Source organism: Streptomyces sp. NPDC048057, assembly GCF_040653095.1.
GTDB lineage: Bacteria > Actinomycetota > Actinomycetes > Streptomycetales > Streptomycetaceae > Streptomyces.
Genome location: NZ_JBEZNF010000009.1, coordinates 179,159 through 204,581 on the forward strand (window position 1 = coordinate 179,159; position 25,423 = coordinate 204,581).

A 25,423-nucleotide genomic window follows, 5' to 3' on the forward strand; every position below is an offset into this window, starting at 1 on the left:
GAAGCGCAGGAAAGAAGGCACACCGGTATGAACACGGCCCCGAGCAGCAGCGACCGCCCCGAGCAGCCGCGCGGCCCCATCGACTCCTCCCGCGTCCCCCGCTACGCGGGCCCGGCCACCTTCGCCCGGCTGCCCCGGCTCGACGAGGTCGGCAGCACCGACGTCGCCGTCGTCGGCGTCCCCTTCGACTCCGGGGTGTCCTACCGGCCCGGCGCGCGCTTCGGCGGCAACGCGATCCGCGAGGCCTCCCGGCTGCTGCGCCCCTACAACCCGGCGCAGGACGCCTCCCCCTTCGCGCTCGCGCAGGTCGCGGACGCCGGTGACATCGCGGCCAACCCGTTCAACATCAACGAGGCCGTGGAGACCGTCGAGGCCGCGGCGGACGACCTGCTCGGCACCGGCGCACGGCTGATGACCCTCGGCGGCGACCACACCATCGCCCTGCCGCTGCTGCGCGCCGTCGCCAAGAAGCACGGCCCGGTCGCCATGCTCCACTTCGACGCCCACCTCGACACCTGGGACACCTACTTCGGCGCCGAGTACACCCACGGCACGCCGTTCCGCCGGGCCGTCGAGGAGGGCGTCCTCGACACCTCCGCCCTCTCCCACGTCGGCACCCGCGGCCCGCTGTACGGCAAGCAGGACCTCACCGACGACGAGAAGATGGGCTTCGGCATCGTCACCTCCGCCGACGTCTACCGGCGCGGCGCGGACGAGGTCGCGGACCAGCTCCGCCAGCGCATCGGCGACCGCCCGCTGTACATATCCATCGACATCGACTGCCTCGACCCGGCGCACGCCCCCGGCACCGGCACGCCCGAGGCGGGCGGCATGACCTCCCGCGAACTGCTGGAGATCCTGCGCGGGCTGGCCTCCTGCAACCTCGTCTCGGCCGACGTCGTCGAGGTCGCGCCGGCGTACGACCACGCCGAGATCACCGCCGTGGCCGCCTCCCACACCGCGTACGAACTCACCACGATCATGGCCCGCCAGATCGCCGCCGAGAGGGCCGCGAAGTGACCCACGACCACGACGTGGTGCTCAAGCCCACGCCCCAGCAGACCGAGGCCGCGCTCAACCCTCCGGCCGGGCGCAACGGCGGGGACCTCGTCATCGAGGCCCTCGCCGGCCTCGGCGCGACCACCGTCTTCGGGCTGCCCGGGCAGCACGCCCTCGGCATGTTCGACGCCCTGCGCCGCTCGTCGCTCTCGTACGTCGGGCTGCGCGTCGAGAACAACGCCGGCTTCGCCGCCGACGCGTACGGCCGGATCACCGGGCAGGTCGCCCCGCTGCTGCTGTCCACCGGCCCCGGCGCGCTGATGTCGCTCGCCGCGCTCCAGGAGGCGGCGGCGGCCTCCGCGCCCGTGCTCGCCATCGGCAGCCAGGTCCCGGCGGCGGGGCTCGGCGGGGGCCGCCACGGCTATCTGCACGAACTGCGCGACCAGCAGGCGTCGTTCCGGGACGTCGTGAAGTCCGTGCACACCGCCCGTACGGCCTCCCAGATCCCCTCCGCGATCGCCGCGGCCTGGCGCTCCGCGCTCACCGCGCCGCACGGTCCCGTCTGGGTGGAGATCCCGCAGGACGTGCTGCTGGCCGAGACCGTGCTGCCGGTGGTGACCGCGATGGACGCCACCCCCGACGACCTCGTGCCGCGCCCCGAACTGACCGCGCTCGCAGCCCATCTGCTGGCCGGGGCCGAGCGACCGGCGATCATCGCCGGCGGCGGGGTGGTGCGCTCCGACGCGTCCGGCAAGCTGCTGGCGCTCGCCGAGCGCGTCAACGCGCCCGTCGTCACCACCTTCGGCGGCAAGGGCGCCTTCCCCTGGGAGCACCCGCTGTCCCTCCAGTCCTGGCTGGAGGACCGGCACACCACCGACTTCCTCGAAGACGCCGACGTCCTGCTGGTCATCGGCTCCGGGCTCGGCGAACTCTCCTCGAACTACCACACCTTCGCGCCCCGCGGCCGGGTGGTCCAGATCGAGGCGGACGCCGGGAAGCTGGAGTCCAACCACGCCGGCATCGGCATCCACGCGGACGCCCGCACCGCGCTGTCCGCGCTGCTGGAGACCGTGCCGGAGCGCCCCGACCCCACCGCGCCGCAGCGGGTGCGCGACGTCCTCGCGCAGGTGCGCCAGCGGATCGACGGCCAGGGCCGCACGCTGGAGCAGCAGGTGCTGACGGCGGTGCGACGGGCCCTGCCGGACGCGTCGCCCAGCTTCTGGGACATGACGATCCTCGCGTACTGGGCGTGGTCCGCGTTCGACGCGCGCCGCCCGAACACGATGCACTCCGCACAGGGCGCGGGCGGCCTCGGCTACGGCTTCCCGGCCGCGCTCGGCGCGGCGTGCGCGGACCCGTCCCGGCCGGTGCTCGCGGTCTCCGGCGACGGCGGCGCGATGTACTCGATCGCGGAACTGGCCACGGCGCGGCAGTACGACCTGCCGGTGACGTGGCTGATCGTGGACGACGGGGGCTACGGGATCCTGCGGGAGTACATGACGGACGCGTTCGGGGAGTCGTCGGCGACGGAGTTGGCCCGGCCGGACTTCGTGGCGCTCGCGGAGTCCTTCGGCGTCCCCGCGGTCCGCACGACCCCCGAGGACCTGGCCGACGACCTGTCGCACGCCCTGTCGACCCCGGGCCCGTCCGTCGTCCTCCTCCCCGCGGTCCTCCAGATGTTCGCCCCGACGCACCTGTAGGGCCGGCGGTCGCCCGCACGGTTCCGTCCCCCCACTCCCTTCGGGCGTGGGGGGACCTCCAGCGCCTTGCAGTGGCACGCACCACACCGCGCCAGGCCCGCTCAGAGGGCGGACGACGATCCTTTGAAGACAGGCCCTGGCCACGACTGTTGTCCGCCCCGACGATGCGTCACAGGCCCCGGCCGCCCGGCCGGGGTCGGCCATCAGATCCAGGGGGTGCCCATGGACGGCACGAGACACGGACCGGGTGCGTGGCGGAAGCGCGGAAGACCGAACGGCGCGACAGCCGTCGTCGTCTTCGCGCTGTTGACCTCAGGGGCGGGCCCGGCGCTCGACTCGGAGAAGGGCGCGGCGCCCTCGCACGGGCCGACCCGGGTGGCGTCGGACCGAGCTCCCGGGGGCTCTGCCTCCGTCCTGCCGGTGCCGCCCGGCGCCACCCGGGAACTGAGCCGGCTCCAGAAGCGGATCGCCGCGCGCGTCGCCGTCGGCGGTACCGCGTACACCTTCACCAGCCACCTCGACCGCACCACCGGGCGCATCGTCTTGGAGTCCGACGCTCCCGCGGACGTCGTGCTCGCCGTGACCGGGAGGCGGGCCACCGCGTCCCTGCCCACTCCGGCCGTCGCCCCGGCCGTCGCCCCGGTCCAGAACCGTACGGTGAACCAGTTCCACCGCCGCAACGACGACTCCCCCTTCAAGGGCGGTGCCGGCATCCGCGCCGCCGGCGCCACCGGACCCTGCACCGCCGGCTTCGCGCTGCGCAACAGCGCAGGAAACGTGTACAGCACCAGCTCCGCCAGTTGCTCCACCACCGGGGCGCGAGTGTCGACCGAATCCGGGGTCAGTTCCCACGGCACCGTCATCTTCCAGCAGCCGGCCGTCGACGTCGCCGTGATCGCCGGACGTCCCTACGGCGGGCGGATCTACACCGGGAACCCCGTCAGCACCACCACCGTCCCGGTGGTCTCGGCGGGCGACGCCGTGGTCGGGGACTCCCACCACTGCTACAGCGGCCGGACCTCGGGTGAGGTGTGCGGTGGACAGGTGGTCAGCGTCAACGGCCAGCTCTGCGGTGGGCAGAGCTGTTGGGGTCCGCTGCTCGTGGTCCGGGGCGGCGCCCTGCCGCAACCCGGCGACCAGGGTGCCCCCTTCTACACCAAGGACGCAGCCGGCGCCCACGCCCGGGGGCAGGTCTTCGCGTCGAACGGTTCCTTGTGCTTCGTCACGCCGTGGCGCAGGCTCTCCGACGCGCTGGGCCTCTCCATCCACACCGGCTGACTAGCCGTCAAGTTCGTGGACCGCGGAGCCTGACCACCGCCCCGCGGTTCCCGCACGGCACGGCCACGGAGTCGCCCGTGGCCGTGCCCCGGGCCCTCCACCGAAGGTGCGGCTCGGACCTGCACGGACCGATTCCCCGGCGCGCTGCCCCGCCCTCAAGTCGGACTCCCTGAAGTCGGACTCTCCCAAGTCGGACTCCCCCCAAGGGAACGTGTCGGCGTCGGATGCCCTCTCCATCCGTGCCCAACTGTGCCCCGGCGGTGCCGCGGTGCACCAGCATGTCCGATGAAAAGGTGACAGGTGAGAACAAGAGTGTCCTGGAGAGCGTGGAGACGACGACCGGACCGCGGTCCGCGCCGGTCGGCGCGCGGGATGACCGCGCAGGCGCTGGCCGTGGTGATGGCGGCCGGGCTCCTCGGTACGGGCCAGCTCATGGCCACGGCACCGGCTGCGACGGCGGCGCCGCAGACTCCGCACACGGCGACGCCGGTCTATCTGACCAGCGCGGGCACCGGCGCGATGATCAGCGCCCAGTCCATCAACGTGAAGACCTCCTGGCCCAAGGGTGACGAGGACCGGCAGCAGCTGCAACTGGAGCCGCAGGCGAACGGGAACCACCGGATTCGCTTCGAGAACCGCTGTGTCGCCATGGAGACCGCGACCTCCGCGCTGCTGGAGATGCGGAGCTGCGGCGCCGACACGGAGTTCCGATTCGAGCACATCGGGGGCGACCGCTACCGGATCGCCGTCCCGGGCGGCATCCGGAGGCTGCACGCCAACACCGTCGGCGGCAACCTCGTCGCCTTCGACGCCGCCGACCCCACCGACGCAGCCCGCACCGCGCGGCAGACCTGGTACGTCACCCCCATCGACCCGCAGCGCCAGGCTCTGCCCCAGCCGGGCGAACCCGGTTCCAGCCGGGTGACCTACGACCAGATGACCTATCTGACCACGCACAACTCGTTCTGGAACACCGAGGACCTCAAGGACGACACCGTCGCCGCGCCCGCGCAGCCCCACAGCATCGCCACACAGCTGAACGACGGCGTCCGGGGCCTGATGCTCGACGTCTACGACGGCAACACCTCGGGGGAAGGCAGCGTGCGCCTCTGCCACGGCAACTGCGACCTCGGCACCGTACCGCTGGTTCCGACACTGAGGACCATCAAGGACTGGCTGGACGCCCCGGCCAACTCCCAGGAGATCGTCACGCTCCATCTGGAGGACCGCGCCTCGAAGGCGGCGCTGGAGGCGGATCTCGCGGCCGTCCCCGGACTCGCGGCCCTGATCTACAACCCGCGGCGGGAGGGCGTCGCCGAGCAGGGCTGGCCCACCGTCTCGGAGATGATCAGCCGCAACAAGCGGCTGGTCGTCTTCTCCAGCGCGGGACATCACGACGAGCGCAACTCCGGGATCATGTACAACCAGAACTGGACGGTGGAGAACTACTGGGAGATGGGACTCCCGGGGCTCACGGCCAACTGGAGCTGCTACAGCCGCTGGGAGCACATTCCCCTGGTCCGGGAAGAGGGGAAGTTCCGGCGCCTCTTCGTGATGAACCACTTCCGCTCGTACCCCAGCGCTCCGACCTCGGCCAATGACAACGCGAAGCTCGCGAACCGGGCCGGTCGGTTCTGCATGCCGGCCGCGCGCAAGAAGCCGAACTTCCTCGCGATCGACCAGTACCGGGACGGCAACCCGATGGCCGCGGTCGACGAGTTCAAGCGGTTCACCTACCACGGCGACAGCCCCCTGTCGACGGTTCCACGGCTCGCCGTGATGCCCCTCGGCGACTCGATCACGCTGGGCGTGGGCAGCTCCAGCTGCTCCGGAGGAGTGCAGTACACCACCTGTGAGGGGTACCGCAGGACGCTCCGCGACAGCCTCGACAAGCATGCGACCACCGTGGACTTCGTCGGCTCCCAGCAGGCGGGCCGCCAGGCCGACCGTGACCACGAGGGCCACTCCGGCTGGATGATCGACGGAATCGCCGCCAACGTCGACAACTGGCTGGCGGTCGCGAAACCCAATGTGGTGACGCTCCACATCGGTTCCAACGACATCAACCGGGACCACCTCCCGGCACAGGCCCCGGAACGGCTCTCCCAACTGCTGAACCGGATCACCACCGCGGCCCCGGACATGACCGTGGTCCTGGGCCGGGTCGTACCCAACAGCAGGCCCGGCAAGCAGCCGCAGGTGGACGCCTTCAACCAGGCCCTGCCCGGCATCGTGGACGCGCAGCGGGCGCTCGGCCGCAAGGTACTGCTGGTGGACCTCGGCCTGGACAACACCGACCTCGCGGACGGCCTCCACCCCAACGACGACGGCTTCCGCAAGATGGCCACCGCCTTCTACGGCGGGGTGACGACGGCCATCAACAACGGCTGGATCACCGAGAACGTCACGGTCACCCCCGGGCCGCCGCCCGCGGGTGCGTCGGTGCAGGGGGACTACGACGTCGACATCACCGGTGACGGTCGGGCGGACTACCTGGTGCTGGGGCCGAACGGTGCGGTGGACGCCTATCAGAGCGACGGCGGCAGCGCGTGGACCAATCTCGGTCGGATCGCCAACGGTTCGGCGGCCTGGACGAGGGACGACGTGCGGTTCGCCGACGTGACGGGTGACGGTCGGGCGGACTACCTGGTGCTGGGGCCGAACGGTGCGGTGGACGCCTATCGGTATGACGGCGGGACCGCGTGGACCAATCTCGGTCGGATCGCCAACGGTTCGGCGGCCTGGACGAAGGGCGACGTGCGGTTCGCCGACGTGACGGGTGACGGTCGGGCGGACTATCTCGTCCTGGGACCGCAGGGCGCGGTGGAGGCGCACCGGTACGACGGCGGGACCGCGTGGACCAATCTCGGTCGGATCGCCAACGGTTCGGCGGCCTGGACGAAGGGCGACGTGCGGTTCGCCGACATCACCGGTGACGGTCGGGCGGACTATCTCGTCCTGGGACCGCAGGGCGCGGTGGAGGCGCACCAGTACGACGGCGGGACCGCGTGGACTCCGCTGGGGACGATCGGAACCGGCTCCGCCGGCTGGACCAAGGAAGAGGTGCGGTTCGCCGACGTCACCGGTGACGGCCGGGCCGAGTACCTGGTGATGGGCCCCAACGGATCGCTGGACGCGCACCGGTACGAAGGGAACAACAACTGGACCGACCTCGGGCGGATCGCCGGGGGCTCGGCGAGCTGGACCAGGGCACAGGTCCGCATCTGACGGCGGACCGGTGCCGGGGCGACGTCCGAACACGACGTCGCCCCGGCACCGGGCAGCGCCGTCCGGGATCCGGGCCACCCCGTTCCTCACCTTCCGGCCGGACGGCTGCGCCGGTCCGCCAGCCCCCTACCACACCCCCAAACGCTCCTTCAAACACCGCCCGCCGCATGTCTTCGTCGTGTAACGCTTCACTTCCCGGCCCGCCCTCCAGCGCAACCATCCGGCCCGCCGTTGGTCGTCTCATCAGACGATCGGCCATCGACGCCGTCAACCGTCGATTCCCGATCGGGACAACGCGACCGGCCCCGCCGCTCGCCCCGCACCACACCGTTTCCACCATGGGGGGATGGAACCTTGCACACCCGCCACCGTGCGCCTCGCGCGCGCCGCGCCGTCATCGGCACCGCCGCCTTCACCGCCGCCGCGCTGCTGCCGACGCTCCTGACGGCCACGCCCGCCGCCGCGGCCACCACCGCCGCAGCCACCCCGCAGGTCAGCTGCACCTCCAAGAAGGCGGGGCTGGCCGCCAAGCTCACGCAGGACATCAACGCCGCCCTCAAGAACCGGAGGTCGACCACCGCCATATACCTGATCGACACCGTGGGCGGCACCCACTGCACCCTGCGGACGTCGCAGAAGTTCGACTCCGCGAGCATCGTGAAGGCGACCGTGCTCGCCGCGCTGCTGCACGACGCCGGGCGGGCCGGGCGCTCCCTGAGCACCCGGGAGCAGAACCTCGCCCACGCGATGATCACCAAGTCGGACAACGACTCCACCACCGCGCTGTGGAAGCAGCTCGGCACCGCCAAGGTGCAGCGCTTCCTGACCGCCGCCGGGATGACGCAGACCGTCCCGGGCAAGGGCGGCTACTGGGGGCTCACCCAGATCACCGCGCGTGACCAGCAGCGGCTGCTGACGCATCTGACCAAGAAGAACGCCGTGCTCACGGACTCCTCGCGGAACTACGCGCTGCGCACGATGCGTTCCGTCGTGCCCTCGCAGCGCTGGGGCACCCCCGCGGGCGCGCCGTCCACCGCGACCGTGCAGCTCAAGAACGGCTGGCTGCCCCGCGCCAGCCACGGCTGGCGCGTGCACAGCATCGGCGCCTTCACCGGCGGCGGCCACAACTACTCGATGGTCGTCCTCACCCACAACAACCGGGACATGAACGAGGGCGTGGCGACGATCCAGGCCGTCGCCCGGGCGATCCACAAGTCCGTGAGCCCGTCGGTTTCCAGCCGTAGCGCGGTCATCGAGCCCACGACCGTTCCGTACGAGTCGATCCCGGCCACGCCCGAGCGGCCCGCGCAGGACGCGGTCCCGGCCACTCGCTGAGCGTCGCCCTCCCCTTTCGGACCGCGTCCCGCCGCAGCGCTTCCTCACCCCGTGTGACGAAATGTTGCGGCGGGATGAAATCAGGGCTCCCGCGCGTTGGTGTCTTGCGGCGGAAGAGAACCGAACGGGGAGGCATGACGTGGCGGCGGCCCAGGAGGCGCACGACGGGCAGGAGCCCCGGCCGAGGTCGGCCGGGCTCGGCGGGGGCAGTGAGGTCAGCAGGACGGACGGGTCTGGTGTGACCAGAAAGCCCACGGGGTCCGCAGGTCCTGCTGAGTCCACTGAACCCACGGGGCCCACCGAGCCCACGGGACCCATCGAGAGCCCCCAGGCCCCCGAAGCCCCCGAGAACCCGGGCTGGGCCCGTCGTCTGTACGCCTACGCCCGCCGCTACCCCCTCTCCCTCGCGCTCGCCCTCGGCTCGTCCCTCGGCGGCATGGCCGTGATGGCGCTCATCCCGCTCATCACCAAGGTCGTCATCGACGACGTCATCGGCGAGGGCGGCTCCGGCACCGGCTCCCTCGCCACCTGGACCGGTCTGCTGATCGCCGCCGCCGTCCTCGTGTACGCCCTCACGTACGTCCGCCGCTACTACGGCGGCAAGCTCGCGCTCGACGTCCAGCACGACCTGCGCACCGAGATGTACGCGACGATCACCCGGCTCGACGGCCGCCGCCAGGACGAGCTGTCCACCGGCCAGGTCGTCGGCCGCGCCACCACCGACCTCCAGCTCATCCAGAGCCTGCTCTTCATGCTCCCGATGACCATCGGGAACTTCATGCTGTTCCTGATCTCGCTGGTGATCATGGCGTGGCTGTCGCTGCCGCTGACCCTGATCGCCCTCGCCGTCGGCCCCGCCCTGTGGTGGGTCGCCCGGCGCAGCCGGTCCCGGCTCCACCCCGCCACCTGGTACGCGCAGAGCCAGGCCGCCGCGGTCGCCGGCGTCGTCGACGGCGCGATATCGGGCGTACGGGTCGTCAAGGGCTTCGGCCAGGAGGACCAGGAGTCCGGGAAGCTGCGCGACGCGGGCCGCAAGCTCTTCGCCGGCCGGCTGCGCACCATCAAGCTGAACTCCCGCTACACCCCCGCCCTCCAGTCGATCCCGGCCCTCGGCCAGGTCGCCATGCTCGCGGTCGGTGGCTGGCTCGCCACCCGCGGCGAGATCACCCTCGGCACCTTCGTCGCCTTCTCCGCCTACCTCGCCCAGCTCATCGGGCCCGTGCGGATGCTCGCCATGGTCCTGACCGTCGCCCAGCAGGCGCGCGCGGGCGTCGAGCGCGTCCTCCAGCTCATCGACACCGAGCCCTCGATGAGCGACGGCACGATCGAGCTGCCCGCGGACGCCCCCGCGACCGTCGAGTTCGACTCGGTCACCTTCGGCTACGACACCGCCGAGGGGAAGGCGCCCGTCCTGGACGACTTCTCGCTGACGATCGGCGAGGGCGAGACCGTCGCCGTCGTCGGCGCCTCCGGCAGCGGCAAGTCCACCGTGTCCCTGCTGCTGCCCCGGTTCTACGACGTCACCGGCGGCGCGGTCCTCGTCGGCGGGTACGACGTCCGCGAACTGACCCTCTCCTCCCTGCGCGCCGCCATCGGCCTCGTCCCGGAGGACAGCTTCCTCTTCTCCGACACCATCCGCGCCAACATCGCGTACGGCCGGCCGGACGCCACGGACGAGGAGGTCGAGCGCGCCGCCCGCTCCGCCCAGGCGGACCGCTTCATCGCCGAACTGCCCGCCGGGTACGACACCAAGGTCGGCGAGCACGGCCTCACCCTCTCCGGCGGCCAGCGCCAGCGCATCGCCCTGGCCCGTGCGATCCTCACCGACCCCCGGCTGCTCCTCCTCGACGACGCCACCTCCGCGGTGGACGCCCGCGTCGAGCACGAGATCCACGAGGCGCTGCGCTCGGTGATGGCCGGGCGCACCACCCTGCTGATCGCCCACCGCCGCTCCACCCTCAACCTCGCCGACCGCATCGCGGTCCTCGACGGCGGCCGGCTGACCGACATCGGCACCCACGACGAGCTGGTGGCCCGCTCCGCGCGCTACCGTGCGCTGCTCACCGACCCCGAAGAGCTGGGCGGCGTGTCGCCGGGCCACGCGCCCACCCTGGCGGGCGAGCCGGACCCGGACGGCGGGGAGCGCGCCTCCGCCCGCCCCGACTACGAATACGACTACGAGTACGACGCCGAGCGCGGCATCACGCCCCGGCTGTGGATACGCGGCGACGCGGCCCCCGATCCGGCCCCGGACGCCACCCCCGAGCTGCTGGCGCAGGTCGAGGCGCTGCCCCCGGCCGACGACACCCCCGCCGTCGACGAGGAGCGGGCCACCCGCCCCGACCCCTCCCGGCGCGGGCTGCGCCTGGTGCTCCACGGCTTCGGCGCGCCGCTGCTGCTGAGCCTGCTGCTGGTGGCCGTCGACGCCGGGATGGGCCTGCTGCTGCCCGTACTGATCCGGCACGGCATCGACCAGGGCGTGGAGCAGGCCGCGCTGGGCGCCGTGTGGGCCGCGTCCGCGTTCGCCCTCGTCGCCGTCCTGGTGCAGTGGGCGGCCCAGGTGGGGGAGGTGCGGATGACGGGCCGCACGGGCGAGCGCGTGCTGTACACCGTACGGCTGCGGATCTTCGCCCAGCTCCAGCGCCTCGGGCTCGACTACTACGAGCGCGAACTGACCGGTCGGATCATGACGCGGATGACCACCGACGTCGACGCGCTCTCCACCTTCCTCCAGACCGGGCTGGTCACCGCCTTCGTCTCGGTGGTCACCTTCTTCGGCGTGCTGGTGGCGCTGGTCGTCATCGACGCTTCGCTCGCGCTGGTCGTCCTCGCCACCCTGCCCCTGCTGATCGTCGGCACGTACTTCTTCCGCCGGGAGAGCGTGAAGGCGTACGAACTGGCCCGGGAGCGGGTCAGCGTGGTGAACTCCGACCTCCAGGAGTCCGTCTCCGGGCTGCGGATCGTGCAGGCGTTCCGCCGCGAGGCCCACGGCAACGCGCGGTACGTGGCCGGCAGCGACGACTACCGCCGGGCCCGCGTCCGCGGCCAGTGGCTGATATCGATCTACTTCCCCTTCGTGCAGCTGCTCGCGACGGTGGCCGCGGCGGCGGTGCTGATCGTCGGCGCCCACCGCATCGACGCGGGCACCCTCACCACCGGCGCCCTCGTCGCCTACCTCCTCTACATCGACCTCTTCTTCGCCCCCGTCCAGCAGCTCTCGCAGGTCTTCGACGGCTACCAGCAGGCGGCGGTCTCGCTGGGCCGCATCCACGAGCTGCTGGAGGAGGAGCCGTCGACGAGTGCCGCGCAGCGGCCGACGAACGTGCGCCAGCTCAAGGGCGAGATCGCCTTCGAGGGCGTCGACTTCGGCTACGCGTCCGACACGTCGCCCGAGCGGGCACTGACCGGGATAGACCTGCGGATACCGGCCGGGCAGACGGTCGCCTTCGTCGGCGAGACCGGCGCGGGCAAGTCGACCCTGGTCAAGCTGGTCGCGCGGTTCTACGACCCGACGAACGGCCGGGTCACCGCGGACGGCGTCGACCTGCGCGAGCTGGACATGACCGCGTACCGCCGCCGGTTGGGCGTGGTGCCCCAGGAGGCGTACCTCTTCGCCGGGACGGTCCGGGACGCGATCGCGTACGGCCGGCCGGGCGCCGGTGACGCCGAGGTCGAGGCCGCGGCCCGCGCGGTCGGCGCCCACGACATGATCGCCACCCTGGAGGGCGGCTACCTCCACGAGGTCGCCGAGCGCGGACGCAACCTCTCGGCCGGTCAGCGCCAGCTGATCGCGCTGGCCCGGGCCGAACTCGTCGACCCGGACGTGCTGCTGCTCGACGAGGCCACGGCCGCCCTCGACCTCGCCACCGAGGCGCAGGTCAACCAGGCCACCGACCGGCTCACGGGCCGGCGCACCACGCTGGTGGTCGCCCACCGCCTCACCACGGCCGCCCGCGCTGACCGGGTGGTCGTGATGGCCGACGGAAGGGTGGCCGAGGACGGCACCCACGACGAACTCCTCGCCAGGGACGGCCGGTACGCCACCCTGTGGCGCACCTTCATCGGCGAGGACGACGGCCGGGGCGACGGCGACGGCGAGCGGGTGCCGGCTGCGGCGCGGTAGTCCCCGCTCACCGTCGTCAGCCACCCACCACCGGCCGCAATCGGCCGTTCTCGCCGCATCTTTACGCATTCCGTGCGTCGAACTGACAACCGCACCCCCCGCCCCGTGCGTCGTAGCCCCATACGGGACGCGTACGAACGTGTCGAACGTCGCACGGGGTGAGGGGAGACGGCTGTGCCGAGGTCCACGGAGTCGATGGCGAGAGAGCAGCACCCGCGGGGGAGGGGTCCGCGCCCGGGCCGGTGGGCGCGGACCGTCGCGTACGCCCTCGCGGTGCTGCTCGCCAGCACCGCGCTGGTCCTCTCCGGCCCCGCCACCGCACCCGCCTCCGCAGCCGTGGACGACGACACCGTCAGGGCCAACGCCCTGTGCACCGGACGGCTCGTCAAGACGGTCCGGTTCCGCACCGGCGAGCTGAGGGTCTACAAGAACGCGCGGTACGCCTGCGCCGTCACCCTCGCCAAGTCGCCCGGCCCGCGGCGCGCGATGGCCGTGACGCTCCAGTCCCGCGGCGGCCGGGCCGTGGTCGACCGCGGCAACTTCACCCACCGCGCCGGCCCGCTGTCCGCGTACGCGCACAACCGCTGCGTACGGGCGACGGGTTCGGTCTCCGGCGTCGGCGGAGCGACGGGGTGGATCCTGTGCTGAGACCCTTCCCGACTGCAATCTGAATATCCGTCAGCACCGGGTGCGGTCGCTCGAAGCGGCCAGGTTCTCCCAGGTCATGTGCGTGGGGGTCTGGCGGTAGGGGGGTGTGCACCGCTAGGTTCACCGCGACCCACGAAGATTCCATGGGGAGGGTTCATGCGTAAGGCGCTCAGGGGAGTGCTGTCTCTCGCGTTGCTCATCGGCACCGTGAGTGCGACCGGCGCGACGGCAGGTGCGGCCACCGCCGCCGAGCCCGCGGCCGGTGCGACCGGAACACCGGCGACCGCCGACATCAAAGACCGGATCCTGGCCATACCGGGCATGAGCCTGATCGAGGAGAAGCCGTACCCCGGGTACCGGTTCTTCGTCCTCAACTACACCCAACCCGTGGACCACCGGAACCCGCGCAAGGGCACCTTCCAGCAGCGCATCACCCTGCTGCACAAGGACACCAGCCGGCCCACGGTCTTCTTCACCTCCGGCTACGGGCTGAACACCAACCCGCGCCGCAGCGAGCCGACGGCGATCGTCGACGGCAACCAGGTCTCCATGGAGTACCGGTTCTTCAGCCCGTCGAGACCCGACCCCGCGGACTGGTCCAAGCTCGACATCTGGCAGGCCGCCAGCGACCAGCACCGCATCCACACCGCGCTGAAGAAGATCTACGACAAGAAGTGGATCTCCACGGGCGGCTCCAAGGGCGGCATGACCGCCACCTACTACGAGCGCTTCTACCCGCGGGACATGGACGGCGTCGTCGCGTACGTCGCCCCGAACGACGTCCGCAACGACGAGGACTCCGCGTACGACCGCTTCCTCGCGAACGTCGGCACCAAGGAGTGCCGCGACCGGCTGAACAACGTGCAGCGCGAGGCCCTGGTCCGCCGGGACGCGCTGAACGAGAAGTACGCGAAGTTCGCGCAGGAGAACAACTACACCTTCAACACCATCGGTTCGCAGGACCGGGCGTTCGAGGCCGTCGTCCTCGACTACACCTGGGCGTTCTGGCAGTACGGCCAGGTCGCCGCGTGCGACGCCATCCCGGTGGCGAAGACCGCGACCGACCAGGAGCTGTGGGACTCCATCGACTCCGTGTCGGGCTTCTCGTTCTACAGCGACCAGGGGCTCGCGCCGTACACGCCGTACTACTACCAGGCCGGTACGCAGCTCGGTTCGCCGGACATCGCGCAGTCGCACCTCGACGGGCTGAGCCGGTACGGCTACCAGCCGCCGCGGAACTTCGTGCCGCGGGACATCCCGATGCGGTTCCAGAAGAACGCGATGAAGGACGTCGACCGCTGGGTGAGCCGCAACGCCCGGCAGATGATGTTCGTCAACGGCGGCAACGACCCGTGGAGCGCGGAGCCGTTCCGCCTCGGCAAGGGCGCGCGGGACAGTTACGTCTACACCGTGCCGGGCGGCAACCACGGCGCGAACGTCGCCGGGCTGCCGGCCGAGCAGCGGGCCGCCGCCACCGCCTCGATCCTGAAGTGGGCGGGCGTGGCCCCGGCCACGGTCCAGCAGGACGAGTCGAAGGCGAAGCCGCTGACGAAGTTCGACAAGAAGCTCGACAAGCAGGACGTCGAGCGGGAGCCGGGTCTGCGGCCGTAGGTCCGCACCCGGTGTGAAGCACGCGGGCCGTGTCCGTCGCGTACGTGCGACGGACACGGCCCGCTGTGGTCCGGTGGCCGGGGTCAGTCGTCGAACGACAGCCCGTGGCCGACCGGGAACAGCACCTTCGTCGGGTCGTCCGCGCGCTGCACCGGCACCGGCAGCTTGCCCTCCGGCTCCACCCGGCCGGCGACCACCCGGGCCGCGGCGCGCACCTCGACCTCGGTCCAGCCGTACGAGGAGACCGCGGCGGCGACGCCCGGGGTGTACGCGACGTCGTACGGGTTGCGCAGCGCCAGCAGCACCACCGGGACGCCGGTCGCCACCAGCCGGGTGACGAGGGTGCGTTGGTTGCTGGTCGCGCCCAGGTTGGAGGTCAGCACCACGACCGCGTTCTTGCCGGCCGCCGCGGCCACGGCGGCGTCGATCGCGGCCGGGGTGATCGCGGCGTTGTTGGCGTAGCCGACGGCGGTGGTGGCGAAGCCCAGGGCGTTCAGCGTCTCGGACACCACGGTCGTCGCCGGTCGGTCGGTCGCGGTGGGGGAGACCGGGTTGACGCCGACGACCAGCAGGTTCCTGTGCCGGCGCTTGCTCAGCGGCAGCAGCTCGTCCTCGTTGACCAGCAGGGTGGTGGTCCGCTCGGTGATCCGGTCGGCGGCGGCCCGGTGCTTGCGGTTGCCGACGACGCGGTCGAGCTTGCTGAGGGAGACGTGCGGGTTCTTGAGCAGGCCCACCTTCTCCTTCATCCGCAGGATGCGCAGGATCGATTCATCGAGGCGGGCCTCGGTGAGTTCGCCGTCCTGGACCGCCTTGACCACCGCGTTCCACGCGACCGGCAGGTCGTACGGGAACAGCAGCTGGTCGACGCCCGCCTTCAGCGCGAGCACCGGGACGCGGTCGTCGCCGTACTTGGTGCGCACGCCCTCCATGTTGAGGGCGTCGGTGACGATGACGCCGTCGAAGCCCAGCTCCTGGCGGAGGATGCCGGTGATGATCGGGCGCGACAGGGTGGCCGGGTCGTTGCTCGGGTCCAGCGCGGGCACCTGGATGTGCGCCGTCATGATCGCGTCGATGCCGGCCCTTATGGCGGACCGGAACGGCGGGGCGTCCAGCTTGTCCCACTCCGCACGGGTGTGGGTGATCAGCGGCAGCCCGGTGTGGCTGTCGGTGGCGGTGTCGCCGTGGCCGGGGAAGTGCTTGGCGCAGGCCGAGACGCCGGCGCCCTGGTAGCCGTCGACCTGCGCCGCGACCAGTCGGGCTGCCGCGTTCGGGTCGGAGCCGAAGGAGCGCACGCCGATGACCGGGTTCGCCGGGTTGACGTTGACGTCGGCGACCGGGGCGTAGTTCTGGTAGATGCCCATCGCGGCCAACTCGGTGCCGGCGATGTACGCGGCGGTGCGGGTGTCGCTGCGGGAGCCGCCCGCGCCCAGCGCCATCGCGCCCGGGAGCTGGGTCGCCGGCAGGCCGACCCGGGTGACGATGCCGCCGTGCTCCTGGTCGATGGAGAGCAGCAGCGGTACGGAACCGGACTGGCTGAGCGTCGCGGTCTGGAGGTCGTTCGTCATGCCGCCGAGCTGGCGGGGGTTGCTGACGTTGTTGGACCAGCCGAAGTAGATGACGCCGCCGAGGTGGAACTTCTTCACGATCTCGGCGGGCGTGCGCACGCCCGTGCGCTTGAGGTTCTCCTCGGCGTCCCTGGGCGCGGGGTTGTGGGCGTCGTTGCCCGACACCCAGTGCACGAAGAGCTGGCCGACCTTCTGCTCCAGGCTCATCTTCGCGATGAGCTTCTTGAGTCGGGCGTCGCGGTCTGGTCTGTGGTACGGGCCCGCAGCGACCGCCGGTGCGGCGCCGGCGGTCACGGCGGCCGTGGCGACGGCGGTCGCGGCGAGCAGGGTACGCCTGGACACCTGGCGCGAGGGCTGGTTCTGGTCGTGCATGGGGGTGCTCCTTCCGGCCGAACTGGCAAAGGAGTTGAAGGAAACGTCCAGAAACGATCGAACGGAGCTGAAACTAACTGCCAATGTGATGGGAGGGCAATAAGACCCGCGAGTAAAAAATCAATGGTCACCGGGGTGGTGGCGGGCTTGCTGGTGAAGATTGTGAAAGTTGTGGATGTTGTGTGGATGAGGTGGTGTGGACCTATTGATCAATGGTTCGGACCTTTGGAGCAGTCCTGTTGACGGTCGGTCAAAGGTCGGCCGGAGGAGGGTCGGAAGTCGGCCGGAGGTCGGTCGAAGGCCCTCGGCGGGGTGTCCGAAGGTACCTAAAGGGCCTGCTCCTGCGGATGTTCGGAGGTCGTCGCACAGTGCGTGCGGAACCGTTCCTGAAGGGCCGTCACCGTCGCCGTGATCGCCGGCCGGCGGGCCGCGCCCGTGCGCCACAGCGCGTACAGCCTCCGCCGCGGCATCGGGTCCAGCGCCACCGCCACCACCCCCGGGGGCAGCGGTCCGCGCCCCATCCGGGGCATCATCGCGATGCCGAGGCCCGCCGCCACCAGGGCGACCTGGGTGTGGTTCTCCTCCGCCTGGTGCGCCAGGTCCGGTTGATGGCCCGTCGCCCGCAGCGTACGAACCAGCCAGTCGTGGCAGACCGTGCCCGGCGGCTGGCAGATCCACCGCTCGCCCGGCAGCTCCTCCCGCCGCACCGACGCCCGCCCGGCGAGCCGATGGCCCTCCGGCACGAGCAGGTCGCACAGGTCGTCCCCGATCACCGCCTGGTCCACGCCCTCCGGCGCGGGCAGCGGCGCGATGTCCCAGTCGTGCGCCACCGCGACGTCGGTCAGGCCGCGGGCCACCAGGTCGACCGACAGATGCGGATCGACCTCGGTGAGCCGGGCGTCCAGGCCGGGGTGGGCGCGCTCCAACTCCGCCAGCGCGCCGGGCAGCAGCCCGCGCGCCGCCGAGGGGAACGCCGCGATCGTCAGCCGCCCGGTCGGCAGCCCCTTCCGCTCCTCCAGTACCGTCTCGGCCCGCTCCACGATCGCCAGCAACTCCTGCGCGGTGGCGGCGAGGTGCCGGGCCTCGTCGGTGAGCGCGACGCCCCGGCCGCGCCGTTCGAGCAGGGTCGTACGGGTCTCCCGCTCCAGCTTGGTGATCTGCTGGGAGACGGCGGAGGGGGTGTACCCGAGCGCACTGGCCGCCGCGGCGACGGAGCCGTGCACCGCGACCGCGTGCAGGGCGCGCAGTCGTCCGAGGTCGAGCATGGGGGCTCCTTGCTGGGTGGGGGTGCTCCCGGGCGGGGACGTGCACTGTCCGGCCCGCTCTCCGCATCGTAAAGGGAATCATTAGCAAAGCTGAATCCCACCGTGAAGCAATCAGTGCTGGTGCTTCATGGTGGGGTCGGGTCATCCTCACCTCATGCGCCCCGCCCACACAGCCCTCGCCGTCCTCGTCGCCGCGGTGTGGGGCGTGAACTTCGTCGTCATCGAGGTCGGCCTGGACCACTTCCCGCCGCTGCTCTTCTCCGCCCTGCGCTTCCTGGTCGCCGCGCTGCCCGCGGTGTTCCTGGTGGGCCGCCCCAAGGTCGCCTGGAAGTGGATCGTCGGGGTGGGCCTGGCGCTCGGCGTCGCGAAGTTCGGGCTGCTGTTCATTGGCATGGACCAGGGCATGCCGGCCGGTCTGTCGTCCCTCGTCCTCCAGATCCAGGCCGTCTTCACCGCACTGGTCGCCGCCGCCGTCCTCGGCGAGCGCCCGGGCCGCCATCGCGTCGTCGGCATGGCCGTCGCGCTGTGCGGCATCGGGCTGGCCGCGGTCAACGAGGGCGCCTCCGGGCCGGTGCTCGCCTTCGCCCTGGTCATCGCCGCCGCGGCCTGCTGGGGCGTGTCCAACGTGCTGACCCGCAGGGCGGCCCCGCCCGACGCCCTGAACTTCATGGTGTGGGTCTCCACCGTCCCGGTGCTGCCGCTGCTGGGCCTCTCCCTCCTCTTCGAGGGTCCGCAGACCGGTCTGGACGCCGTGCGCGGCCTGGACTGGAGCGGCCTCGGCACCCTGGTGTACGTCGCCTGGGGCGCCACCGTCTTCGGCTTCGGGGCCTGGGGCCATCTGCTGCGCCGCTACCCGGCGTCGTCCGTCGCCCCCTTCTCCTTGCTCGTCCCCGTCTTCGGCATGTCGTCAGCGGCGCTGCTGCTCGGCGAGGACGTCACCGCGCTCGGCTGGGCCGCCGCCGTGCTGCTCGTCGGCGGCATCGCCCTCACCTCGCTGTCGCGAGCAGGCGGCCCAGGTGCTCCCGCGCCGGCGCCAGCAGCGCCGGCAGTTCAGCCGCCGCAGGATGCCAGCGCTTCTCGTACTCCCAGCTCAGCCACGTCGGCCGGGTGAGCTGGGCCAGGCACCGCGCGAGCGGGAGCACCCCGGCGCCGAGCGGCAGCGGGGCCAGGTCCTCGCGCGATGCCACGTCCTTGACCTGCACGTATCCGAGGTGGGGTGCGAGTGCGGCGTACGCGGCGGCCGGCGGCTCGTGCTCCAGCCAGGGGTGCACCACGTCCCAGATCGCCCCCACCTGCGGACGGCCGACCGCGCCCACGATCCGGGCGACGGCCGCGCCCGTACGGTGCGAGTCGTGCGTCTCCAGCAGGATCCGCACGCCGAGCGCGGCGGCGGTCGGCGCGAGCGCGCGGAGCCGGCGGGTCGCGGTGGCGTCGGCGGTGTCGGGTCCGGCCTCGGTGTCCGGGCCGGTGTCCGTGCCGGTTTCGGAGGCGGTTACGGAGGCCTCGGGGGTGGCTCCGGGGAACACCCGTACGTACGGCGCACCCAGGTCCCGGGCCAGCTCCAGCAGGCGTACGACCTCCTCCCGTACGGGTGCGTCGGGGCCGGGCGCCGCGACCTTGGCGTAGCCGCAGACGGAGAGCACCGCGACGCCCGCGTCCCGGAACTCCCGCGCCGCGGCGGCGCGCTCCCGGGCGCCCAGCGCCACGTGCGCCGGCTCCTCGGGGTGGGCGCGCAGCTCCACGCCTTGGTAACCGGTGTCGACCGCGAGCGCTGCGACGTCGCGCAGGGGCAGGCCCGGCACTCCGAGGGTGGAGAAGGCGAACCGAGGTCCGGGGCGGGCGGTGTCCGTCATCGCGAGTCCTCCTGTGCTTCCTGTCGGGCATGCGGGGGGCCGTCGGCTTCGGGGTGCAGCGGCAGCCGCCAGTCCTGGCCGACCAGGTCCACGCCGAAGGAGCGGTGCGGCTGCTCGGTGACGAGCGTGAAGCCGAGCTTCTGATAGATCCGACGGGCCCCGGTGAGCACGTCGTTGGTCCACAGCACCAGCTCCCGGTACCCCGCCTCCCGTGCGAAGTCCACCACGGCCCGCACCAGCAGCTCCCCGAGCCCGTGCCCGCGCGCCTCCGGCTCCACCAGCAGCAGCCGCAGCCGCGCGGTGCCGGGCGCCCCGTCCCGTACGCACATCACCGTGCCGACCGGGCGCCCCGCCAGCTCCGCGATCCACATCCGCTCCAGATGGGGGTCCCGGTCCTGCGCGTGATCGGCGACGATCCGGGCGACGAGCGCCTCGAAGTCCGCGTCCCAGCCGTACTCGGCCGCGTACAGCGCGCCGTGCCGGGCCACCACCCAGCCCCACTCGCCGGGCCGGGGCTCCCGCAGCAGCGGCCCGTCGTGCGCGGCGGGCCGGGTGTGCCCCAGGGCCCTGCGCACCGTCCGCAACGCCGCGACCAACTCGTCCCGCTCCCCGACCGGCACCTGTGCGACCAGCGCGCCGACCGCCTCCCGCGACCGCTCGTCCAGCAGCCCGGCGGCCCGGTGCCCCTTCGGGGTCAGGGTGATCCGCTGCCGCCGCGGATCCTGCCGGGAGGGCGCGCGGGCGACGAGCCCGGCGCGCTCGAACTTCCCCAGCAGCCGGCTCAGGTACCCGGCGTCCAACGACAGCTCGGCCCGTAGGTCGGCGGCGTCCGTACGGGAGCTGTGCGCCAACTCGTAGAGGACCCGGGACTCGGTGAGCGTGTACGGCGTGTACAGGTGCTTGCTGTAGTCCAGCGCACCGATCAGATTCGTGTAGAAGCGGTTGAACGCCCGCATCTCCTGGATCACCGTGCCACCCCGCGTGTTCGGCCACCTTTGACTCAGTCAAAGGTACGCGCGGGGGTGCGGGCCGGCAACGCGTGCGGGTGCAGGCGTGCCCGGGGCGTGCGAGCGAAATCCGGTCGCCGGTCGCGCCCGCGGCTGACAGGCTGGAGCGCATGCCTTCGCCGCTCACGGACACGTCCTGGCTCGGTTCACCGATCGACGCCCGCCCCTTCTTCGCCCCGGAGCACCGCGCGCTGATCACCACCCTGCGCGACCTCGCACCCGCGGACTGGGGCGCGGAAGCCGTCCCCGGCTGGACCGTGCGCGACCTGGCCGCGCACCTCCTCGGCGACTGCTACGGCCGGCTGGCCCGCGACCGCGACGGACACCAAGGCGGCCCCGGCTTCGCCCCGGGCGAGAGCCTGGAGACGTTCATCCACCGCATCAACCAGGAGTGGGTCGATGCGTACGCCCGGGTCAGCCCCGCAGCGCTCGTCGACACCCTGGAACTGGTCGGCGGTCAGGTGACCGAACTCTTCGCCGGGGCGGACCTCGATGCACCGGCGCTGGGCGTGTCCTGGGCCGGGGTCGACCCGGCGCCGATGTGGCTGGACTGCGCCCGGGAGTTCACCGAGTTCTGGACGCACCGCCAGCAGATCCGCCACGCCGTCGGCCGGGCCGCCGACCCGGCCCCGGGCCCGCTCGCCCTGGTGCTGGACACCTTCGCGCGCGCCCTGCCCCACACCCTGCGCACGGTGTCCGCCACCACCGGCACCCAGGTGCAACTCGCCGTGGCCGGAGGCGCGGTGTCCGCGACCTGGACCGCGACCGCGACCGGTGACCGCTGGACCCTGGCGGAGCCGGCGACCGGCCGGCCGGCCGCGCGCGTCGCCATGCTCCCGGAGACGGCGTGGCGCCTGTGCACCCGCGGCATCCACCCCGCGGCGGCAATGGCCTACCCCGACGTCACCCTCGAAGGCGACCGCGAACTGGCCGAAGCGGTCTGCCGGATCGTCTCCGTCGTCCACTGACGTCCACTGACCCAGCGGGGTGGCCGCGGCTGGCGGGGTCCCGGGGCGTCCCTACAGTTGACGGAAGCCGTTGCCTGCGTTGTCCGGCAGCCCCACGGGCGGGATGCCCAGCAGGTCCGACATGCCGGGGAACGGTTGCGTGAAGTGGGCGCCGTGCGAGGTGATCGGGGCACTCGGCGGCGCGTGGAGCGTCGCGTGCGCCGCGCCCAGCTCCATGAGGTACTTGCCGGCGCCTTGCCCCTGCTGACGCCGATCCCGTTCCACCACCTGCTCGGCGTAGGTGTTCATCTTGGCGGCCCGTAGGTAGAGGTCAGCGGCGTTGAGCCGGCGTGCCGGCCGCCCTCCGATGCCCTTCACCCTCAGCCCGTTCTCCTTCGCGGCGACGAGGAGGGCCTTCATGCCGCGGTTGCCCAGGGTGTTGCCGGCGTCGTTGAACTTCACGAACTCTTCGAGCTTCTTGGGCATTTGATTGCTGGAACCCGACAAGTACTTGTCCACCAGATCCTGGTAGGAGTCGTCCCGAAGGCTCTCCAGATAGATCGTCGTGACGCCCTCCGCCTTGAGCACGGCGGCGTTGTCGATGACGAACCCCCACACGGGAGCCTTGGAGTGGCTGCCGCCGATCGCCACGCCGTCATGCCCCTGGAGGAGGTCGCGGATCCCGGTCACGGCGTCCTTGCCCTGGATGGTGGCGTCGACCTGCGCTCGGTTCGGCCGTCGCGAGCCGGGCTGGGGGCCCGCTCCGTACCGGGCGACTCGATCGGCGGTCTGTCGGGTCAGCTTCGCGTCGCGCTCGTCCTGGCCGCGCCAGTAGCCAGCCGTCTTCGGGTCGTGTCGCCCCATCCACTCCACGATCCCCTTGCTGACCAGCTCCGGATTGTCGGCCCGCGCCTCCTCTTTTCCTGCTGCTGCGAGGGCGTCGAGGAGTGGCTCGTCGACTTCTCTCAGCGTCTGGGGATCGTCATGGACGTCAATGCGCTGCTTGGGCGCCTTCTGCTGCTCTGCTGACAGCTTCTTCCACTCGTTCTTGTTGGCGAGCTGGTACGGCGCCCTGTCCTTCGCCTTCGATTCGCGCGGTCCGCGGAAGCGTACTGCGGGGCCCTGAGGGTGGTCGTGCAGATTGCGGTACTCCTCCTCCGTCATGCGCTGCACCGACGGCGCACCGGGGACCGACGCGGACACGACGTCGGCGTCGGCTTGGGTGTGTGCGGGCGCCGGGCCCGACATGGCGCGCCGGGCGTTCTCCTCGGCCGCGCGCTCGAAGCGGTCGGACGGGTCGGACACGCTCAGCCCGGCACCGTTGTCGGTGCCGGCGACGGGCCCCGAGCGCTGCTGGATGACGTGGGTCAGCTCGTGCGCGAGGGTGTGCTTGTCGCCCCCGCCGTCGCCGATGACCACGTGGCTGCCGGAGGTGTACGCCCGCGCGCCGACCTCCGCCGCCGAAGCCCGCGCCGCCGAGTCGCTGTGCACCCGTACGTCGGAGAAGTCCGCACCGAGTCGGGACTCCATCTCGGTGCGGGTGTCGTCGTCGAGGGGCCGCCCAGAACTGCGCAGGACGTCGTGCACGGCGGAACGCTGCACCGGCGCGGCCTCCGACGTCGCGCCCTGGTGCCCGCACCCCGCGTGATGCTCGTGCTGGCGCTGGACGTACGGGTACCCGGCGAGCTGGAGCATGCGCACCATGGCGGCGTTCCCCGCGGCCCGTTGGATGCTCAAGGAGTCATGCCGAACCACCGGCGCCCGCCCCGCGCCCTTGTTGCCCTGCTGCTTGGCGGACCCGCCTGACGCGCGATGCTCGTGTGCCACGTACGGTGCCGCCTTTCGCACGGAAAACAGAGGAACCCGCCCTACGGCACACCATGACCCCTCCCCAGCGGAAGGCACTCAAGGGCACATTGCGGGGCAGCTTTCCCGCGCGCGGCTTCTGAGGGCCCCTGGCTCCTCCGCGATCCCGCGGTCACCGTTCCGGGTACGGCGTGGGTGCGGCTCTTTGGGGGGCGCGGGGAACTACGCGATCAGCCCACCAGCGCCCCGCGGTCGCCACTCCGCGCTCCAAGCACGACGCAGGCGCGGTCCCTGAGGAGCACGAGACATCACACGCCCAGCCCTCACCACCCCACAACAGCCAGTCACCCCCACCCCCTGGCCTGCCAAGGCCAAAGCCAAGTCCGGCCGGGGGCAGCCCGGGCCCGCAACCAGGCCGGGGCCGGGCAAGCCCCACCCCCTACCCCCGCCCCGGCGGCGCCGTAGACGCCCGCGCCATCAGCTCCGCCTCGATCGTCGCAATGCCCCCCGGTGGTGGCTCCTCCCGCCCCATCGCCAACCGCCCCGCCCGCGCCCCCGCCTCGAACAGCGGCAACCGTACGGTCGTCAGCGCCGGTACGGCATCGATCGAGAACGGCAGGTCGTCGAAGCCCGCCACCGACACGTCCGCCGGGATCCGCAACCCCCGGTCCCGCACCGCCGCACACGCCCCCAACGCGACCGTGTCGTTCGCGGCCACCACCGCCGTGAGGTCCGGCGCCCGCCGCAGCAACTCCAACGTCGCGTCGTATCCGGAACTCCTGGAGTACGGCCCGTGGACCGTCAACCGCTCCTGCTCCGCCACATCACCCACACCCGTCACCCCCACCTCCCGCGCCGCCGCCAACGCCGCCCGGTGCCCCTCCAGTCGATGCCGCGTCGTCGTGCGCTCGGTCGGCCCGGCCACGTACCCGATCCGCCGGTGCCCGAGCGACAGCAGGTGCTCGGTGAGCCGCCGCGCCCCACCGCGGTTGTCGAAGGCGAGCGCGGCGAGTGCTGCATCGCTCCCGGAAGCCGCCGGCAGCCCGGCCGGCCCCGCCGGAGCCCCCACCCCTCCCACCCGCATCGGTGGCCGCCCGCACAGCACCACCTTCGTCCCCGCCTCCGCCAACCGACCCAACTTCGCCGACATCGCCGCGATGTGTCCCGGATCCTCCAGCGCGCCCCCGGTGAGGACCACCCCCGCCGCCCGCTGTCGCTGAAGCAGCGTCAGATACGTCAACTCCCGCTCAGGGGACCCTCCGGTGTTGCAGACGACGACCAGCTTCTCGCCGCCCGCGCGACCCGAGCCCTCCTGCCCGCCTATCTCGGTCTGCGCCGCGCCGGCCATGATCCCGAAGAAGGGGTCGGCGATGTCGTTGACCAGGATCCCGACCAGGTCGGAGGTCGCGGCGGCGAGCGAACTCGCCGGCCCGTTCAAGACGTAGTCCAGCTCCTCCACGGCCTGCAACACCCGCGCCCGCGTCGCCGCCGCGACCGGGTAGTTGCCGTTGAGCACCCGGGAAACGGTGGCCGGGGACACCCGGGCGCGCGCGGCGACATCCGCCAGGGTGACCGTCATCGCTTTCCTCCTGGGAGATCGGCCACGGCCCTTGCCCGGCCGCTGTCCGCAGGCTAGCGTCATACCTCTTTAGAAAGCGCTTGCTATCGCTGTTTCGACTACGCCGC

The 25,423-nt window shown here is 72.1% G+C and carries 15 protein-coding genes and 1 pseudogene; 10 read left to right on the top strand and 6 right to left on the bottom strand.

Annotated elements, in window-relative coordinates; all coding sequences use genetic code 11:
- Positions 1 to 27: 27 nt before the first annotated feature.
- From speB to AB0E05_RS12975, 8 genes are all read left to right on the top strand, one after another.
- Positions 28 to 1,020 carry an agmatinase gene (gene speB, locus AB0E05_RS12940; protein ID WP_361962377.1) on the top strand — a complete coding sequence of 331 codons (993 nt, stop codon included), beginning with the start codon at positions 28 to 30 and terminating at the stop codon, positions 1,018 to 1,020.
- The gene (locus AB0E05_RS12945; protein ID WP_361962379.1) at positions 1,017 to 2,699 is read left to right on the top strand and encodes a thiamine pyrophosphate-binding protein; all 1,683 of its coding nucleotides are present in this window, start codon (positions 1,017 to 1,019) and stop codon (positions 2,697 to 2,699) included. The genes speB and AB0E05_RS12945 overlap by 4 nt, the downstream gene beginning before the upstream one ends.
- A 222-nt stretch (positions 2,700 to 2,921) precedes the next feature.
- Positions 2,922 to 3,977, top strand: coding sequence for a hypothetical protein (locus AB0E05_RS12950; protein WP_361962381.1), 1,056 nt, complete (start codon positions 2,922 to 2,924; stop codon positions 3,975 to 3,977).
- A 372-nt stretch (positions 3,978 to 4,349) separates the two neighbouring features.
- Entirely contained in the window at positions 4,350 to 7,205 is a 2,856-nt protein-coding gene (locus AB0E05_RS12955) for an FG-GAP-like repeat-containing protein (protein ID WP_361962383.1), read from the top strand.
- Between the two features lie 426 nt (positions 7,206 to 7,631).
- Positions 7,632 to 8,540 (top strand): serine hydrolase, encoded by a 909-nt coding sequence (locus tag AB0E05_RS12960; protein WP_361962545.1) that lies wholly within the window; start codon positions 7,632 to 7,634, stop codon positions 8,538 to 8,540.
- Between the two features lie 316 nt (positions 8,541 to 8,856).
- Positions 8,857 to 12,663: an ABC transporter ATP-binding protein gene (locus tag AB0E05_RS12965; protein ID WP_361962548.1), complete on the top strand. Its 3,807-nt coding sequence runs from the start codon at positions 8,857 to 8,859 to the stop codon at positions 12,661 to 12,663.
- Positions 12,664 to 12,858: 195 nt separating this feature from the next.
- Entirely contained in the window at positions 12,859 to 13,311 is a 453-nt protein-coding gene (locus tag AB0E05_RS12970) for a hypothetical protein (protein ID WP_361962385.1), read from the top strand.
- Positions 13,312 to 13,467: 156 nt separating this feature from the next.
- Positions 13,468 to 14,922 carry a S28 family serine protease gene (locus AB0E05_RS12975; protein WP_361962387.1) on the top strand — a complete coding sequence of 485 codons (1,455 nt, stop codon included), beginning with the start codon at positions 13,468 to 13,470 and terminating at the stop codon, positions 14,920 to 14,922.
- 83 nt (positions 14,923 to 15,005) lie between these two features.
- On the opposite strand, the gene AB0E05_RS12980 is transcribed toward AB0E05_RS12975, so the two are convergent.
- Both AB0E05_RS12980 and AB0E05_RS12985 read right to left on the bottom strand, forming a co-directional pair.
- Entirely contained in the window at positions 15,006 to 16,859 is a 1,854-nt protein-coding gene (locus AB0E05_RS12980) for a glycoside hydrolase family 3 N-terminal domain-containing protein (protein WP_361962389.1), read from the bottom strand.
- A gap of 326 nt (positions 16,860 to 17,185) precedes the next feature.
- Entirely contained in the window at positions 17,186 to 18,124 is a 939-nt protein-coding gene (locus AB0E05_RS12985; RefSeq protein ID WP_361962391.1) for a LysR substrate-binding domain-containing protein, read from the bottom strand.
- Positions 18,125 to 18,278: 154 nt separating this feature from the next.
- Here AB0E05_RS12985 and AB0E05_RS12990 point away from each other — a divergent pair, with 154 nt between their 5' ends.
- A complete protein-coding gene (locus AB0E05_RS12990) occupies positions 18,279 to 19,235 on the top strand; it encodes an EamA family transporter (RefSeq protein WP_361962393.1) in 957 nt (318 codons plus the stop codon).
- Here the strand turns inward: AB0E05_RS12990 and AB0E05_RS12995 are convergent.
- Positions 19,123 to 19,977: pseudogene (locus AB0E05_RS12995) on the bottom strand (sugar phosphate isomerase/epimerase family protein); the annotation flags it as partial. The gene AB0E05_RS12990 and the pseudogene AB0E05_RS12995 sit on opposite strands and share 113 nt — an antisense overlap.
- Complete coding sequence (locus tag AB0E05_RS13000) at positions 19,974 to 20,933, bottom strand: helix-turn-helix domain-containing GNAT family N-acetyltransferase (RefSeq protein WP_361962550.1); 960 nt, start codon at positions 20,931 to 20,933, stop codon at positions 19,974 to 19,976. The gene AB0E05_RS13000 and the pseudogene AB0E05_RS12995, both read right to left, overlap by 4 nt.
- A gap of 161 nt (positions 20,934 to 21,094) precedes the next feature.
- On the opposite strand from AB0E05_RS13000, the gene AB0E05_RS13005 reads away from it, so the two are divergent.
- Positions 21,095 to 21,952 (top strand): maleylpyruvate isomerase family mycothiol-dependent enzyme, encoded by an 858-nt coding sequence (locus AB0E05_RS13005; RefSeq protein ID WP_361962395.1) that lies wholly within the window; start codon positions 21,095 to 21,097, stop codon positions 21,950 to 21,952.
- 51 nt (positions 21,953 to 22,003) lie between these two features.
- Here AB0E05_RS13005 and AB0E05_RS13010 read toward each other — a convergent pair whose 3' ends face one another.
- Together AB0E05_RS13010 and AB0E05_RS13015 are read right to left on the bottom strand one after the other, a co-directional pair.
- Positions 22,004 to 23,635 (bottom strand): DUF4157 domain-containing protein, encoded by a 1,632-nt coding sequence (locus AB0E05_RS13010; RefSeq protein ID WP_361962552.1) that lies wholly within the window; start codon positions 23,633 to 23,635, stop codon positions 22,004 to 22,006.
- Positions 23,636 to 24,176: 541 nt separating this feature from the next.
- On the bottom strand, positions 24,177 to 25,316 hold the full coding sequence (locus tag AB0E05_RS13015; RefSeq protein WP_361962397.1) for a LacI family DNA-binding transcriptional regulator: 1,140 nt from the start codon (positions 25,314 to 25,316) through the stop codon (positions 24,177 to 24,179).
- Positions 25,317 to 25,423: the final 107 nt, after the last annotated feature.

Coding starts and splice junctions, on each gene's coding strand:
- speB (WP_361962377.1), top strand. CDS start 28: ATGAACACGGCCCCGAGCAGCAGCGACCGCCCCGAGCAGCCGCGCGGC.
- AB0E05_RS12950 (WP_361962381.1), top strand. CDS start 2,922: ATGGACGGCACGAGACACGGACCGGGTGCGTGGCGGAAGCGCGGAAGA.
- AB0E05_RS12955 (WP_361962383.1), top strand. CDS start 4,350: ATGACCGCGCAGGCGCTGGCCGTGGTGATGGCGGCCGGGCTCCTCGGT.
- AB0E05_RS12970 (WP_361962385.1), top strand. CDS start 12,859: ATGGCGAGAGAGCAGCACCCGCGGGGGAGGGGTCCGCGCCCGGGCCGG.
- AB0E05_RS12975 (WP_361962387.1), top strand. CDS start 13,468: ATGCGTAAGGCGCTCAGGGGAGTGCTGTCTCTCGCGTTGCTCATCGGC.
- AB0E05_RS12980 (WP_361962389.1), bottom strand. CDS start 16,859: ATGCACGACCAGAACCAGCCCTCGCGCCAGGTGTCCAGGCGTACCCTG.
- AB0E05_RS12985 (WP_361962391.1), bottom strand. CDS start 18,124: ATGCTCGACCTCGGACGACTGCGCGCCCTGCACGCGGTCGCGGTGCAC.
- AB0E05_RS12990 (WP_361962393.1), top strand. CDS start 18,279: ATGCGCCCCGCCCACACAGCCCTCGCCGTCCTCGTCGCCGCGGTGTGG.
- AB0E05_RS13000 (WP_361962550.1), bottom strand. CDS start 20,933: ATGCGGGCGTTCAACCGCTTCTACACGAATCTGATCGGTGCGCTGGAC.
- AB0E05_RS13005 (WP_361962395.1), top strand. CDS start 21,095: ATGCCTTCGCCGCTCACGGACACGTCCTGGCTCGGTTCACCGATCGAC.
- AB0E05_RS13010 (WP_361962552.1), bottom strand. CDS start 23,635: ATGGTGCGCATGCTCCAGCTCGCCGGGTACCCGTACGTCCAGCGCCAG.
- AB0E05_RS13015 (WP_361962397.1), bottom strand. CDS start 25,316: ATGACGGTCACCCTGGCGGATGTCGCCGCGCGCGCCCGGGTGTCCCCG.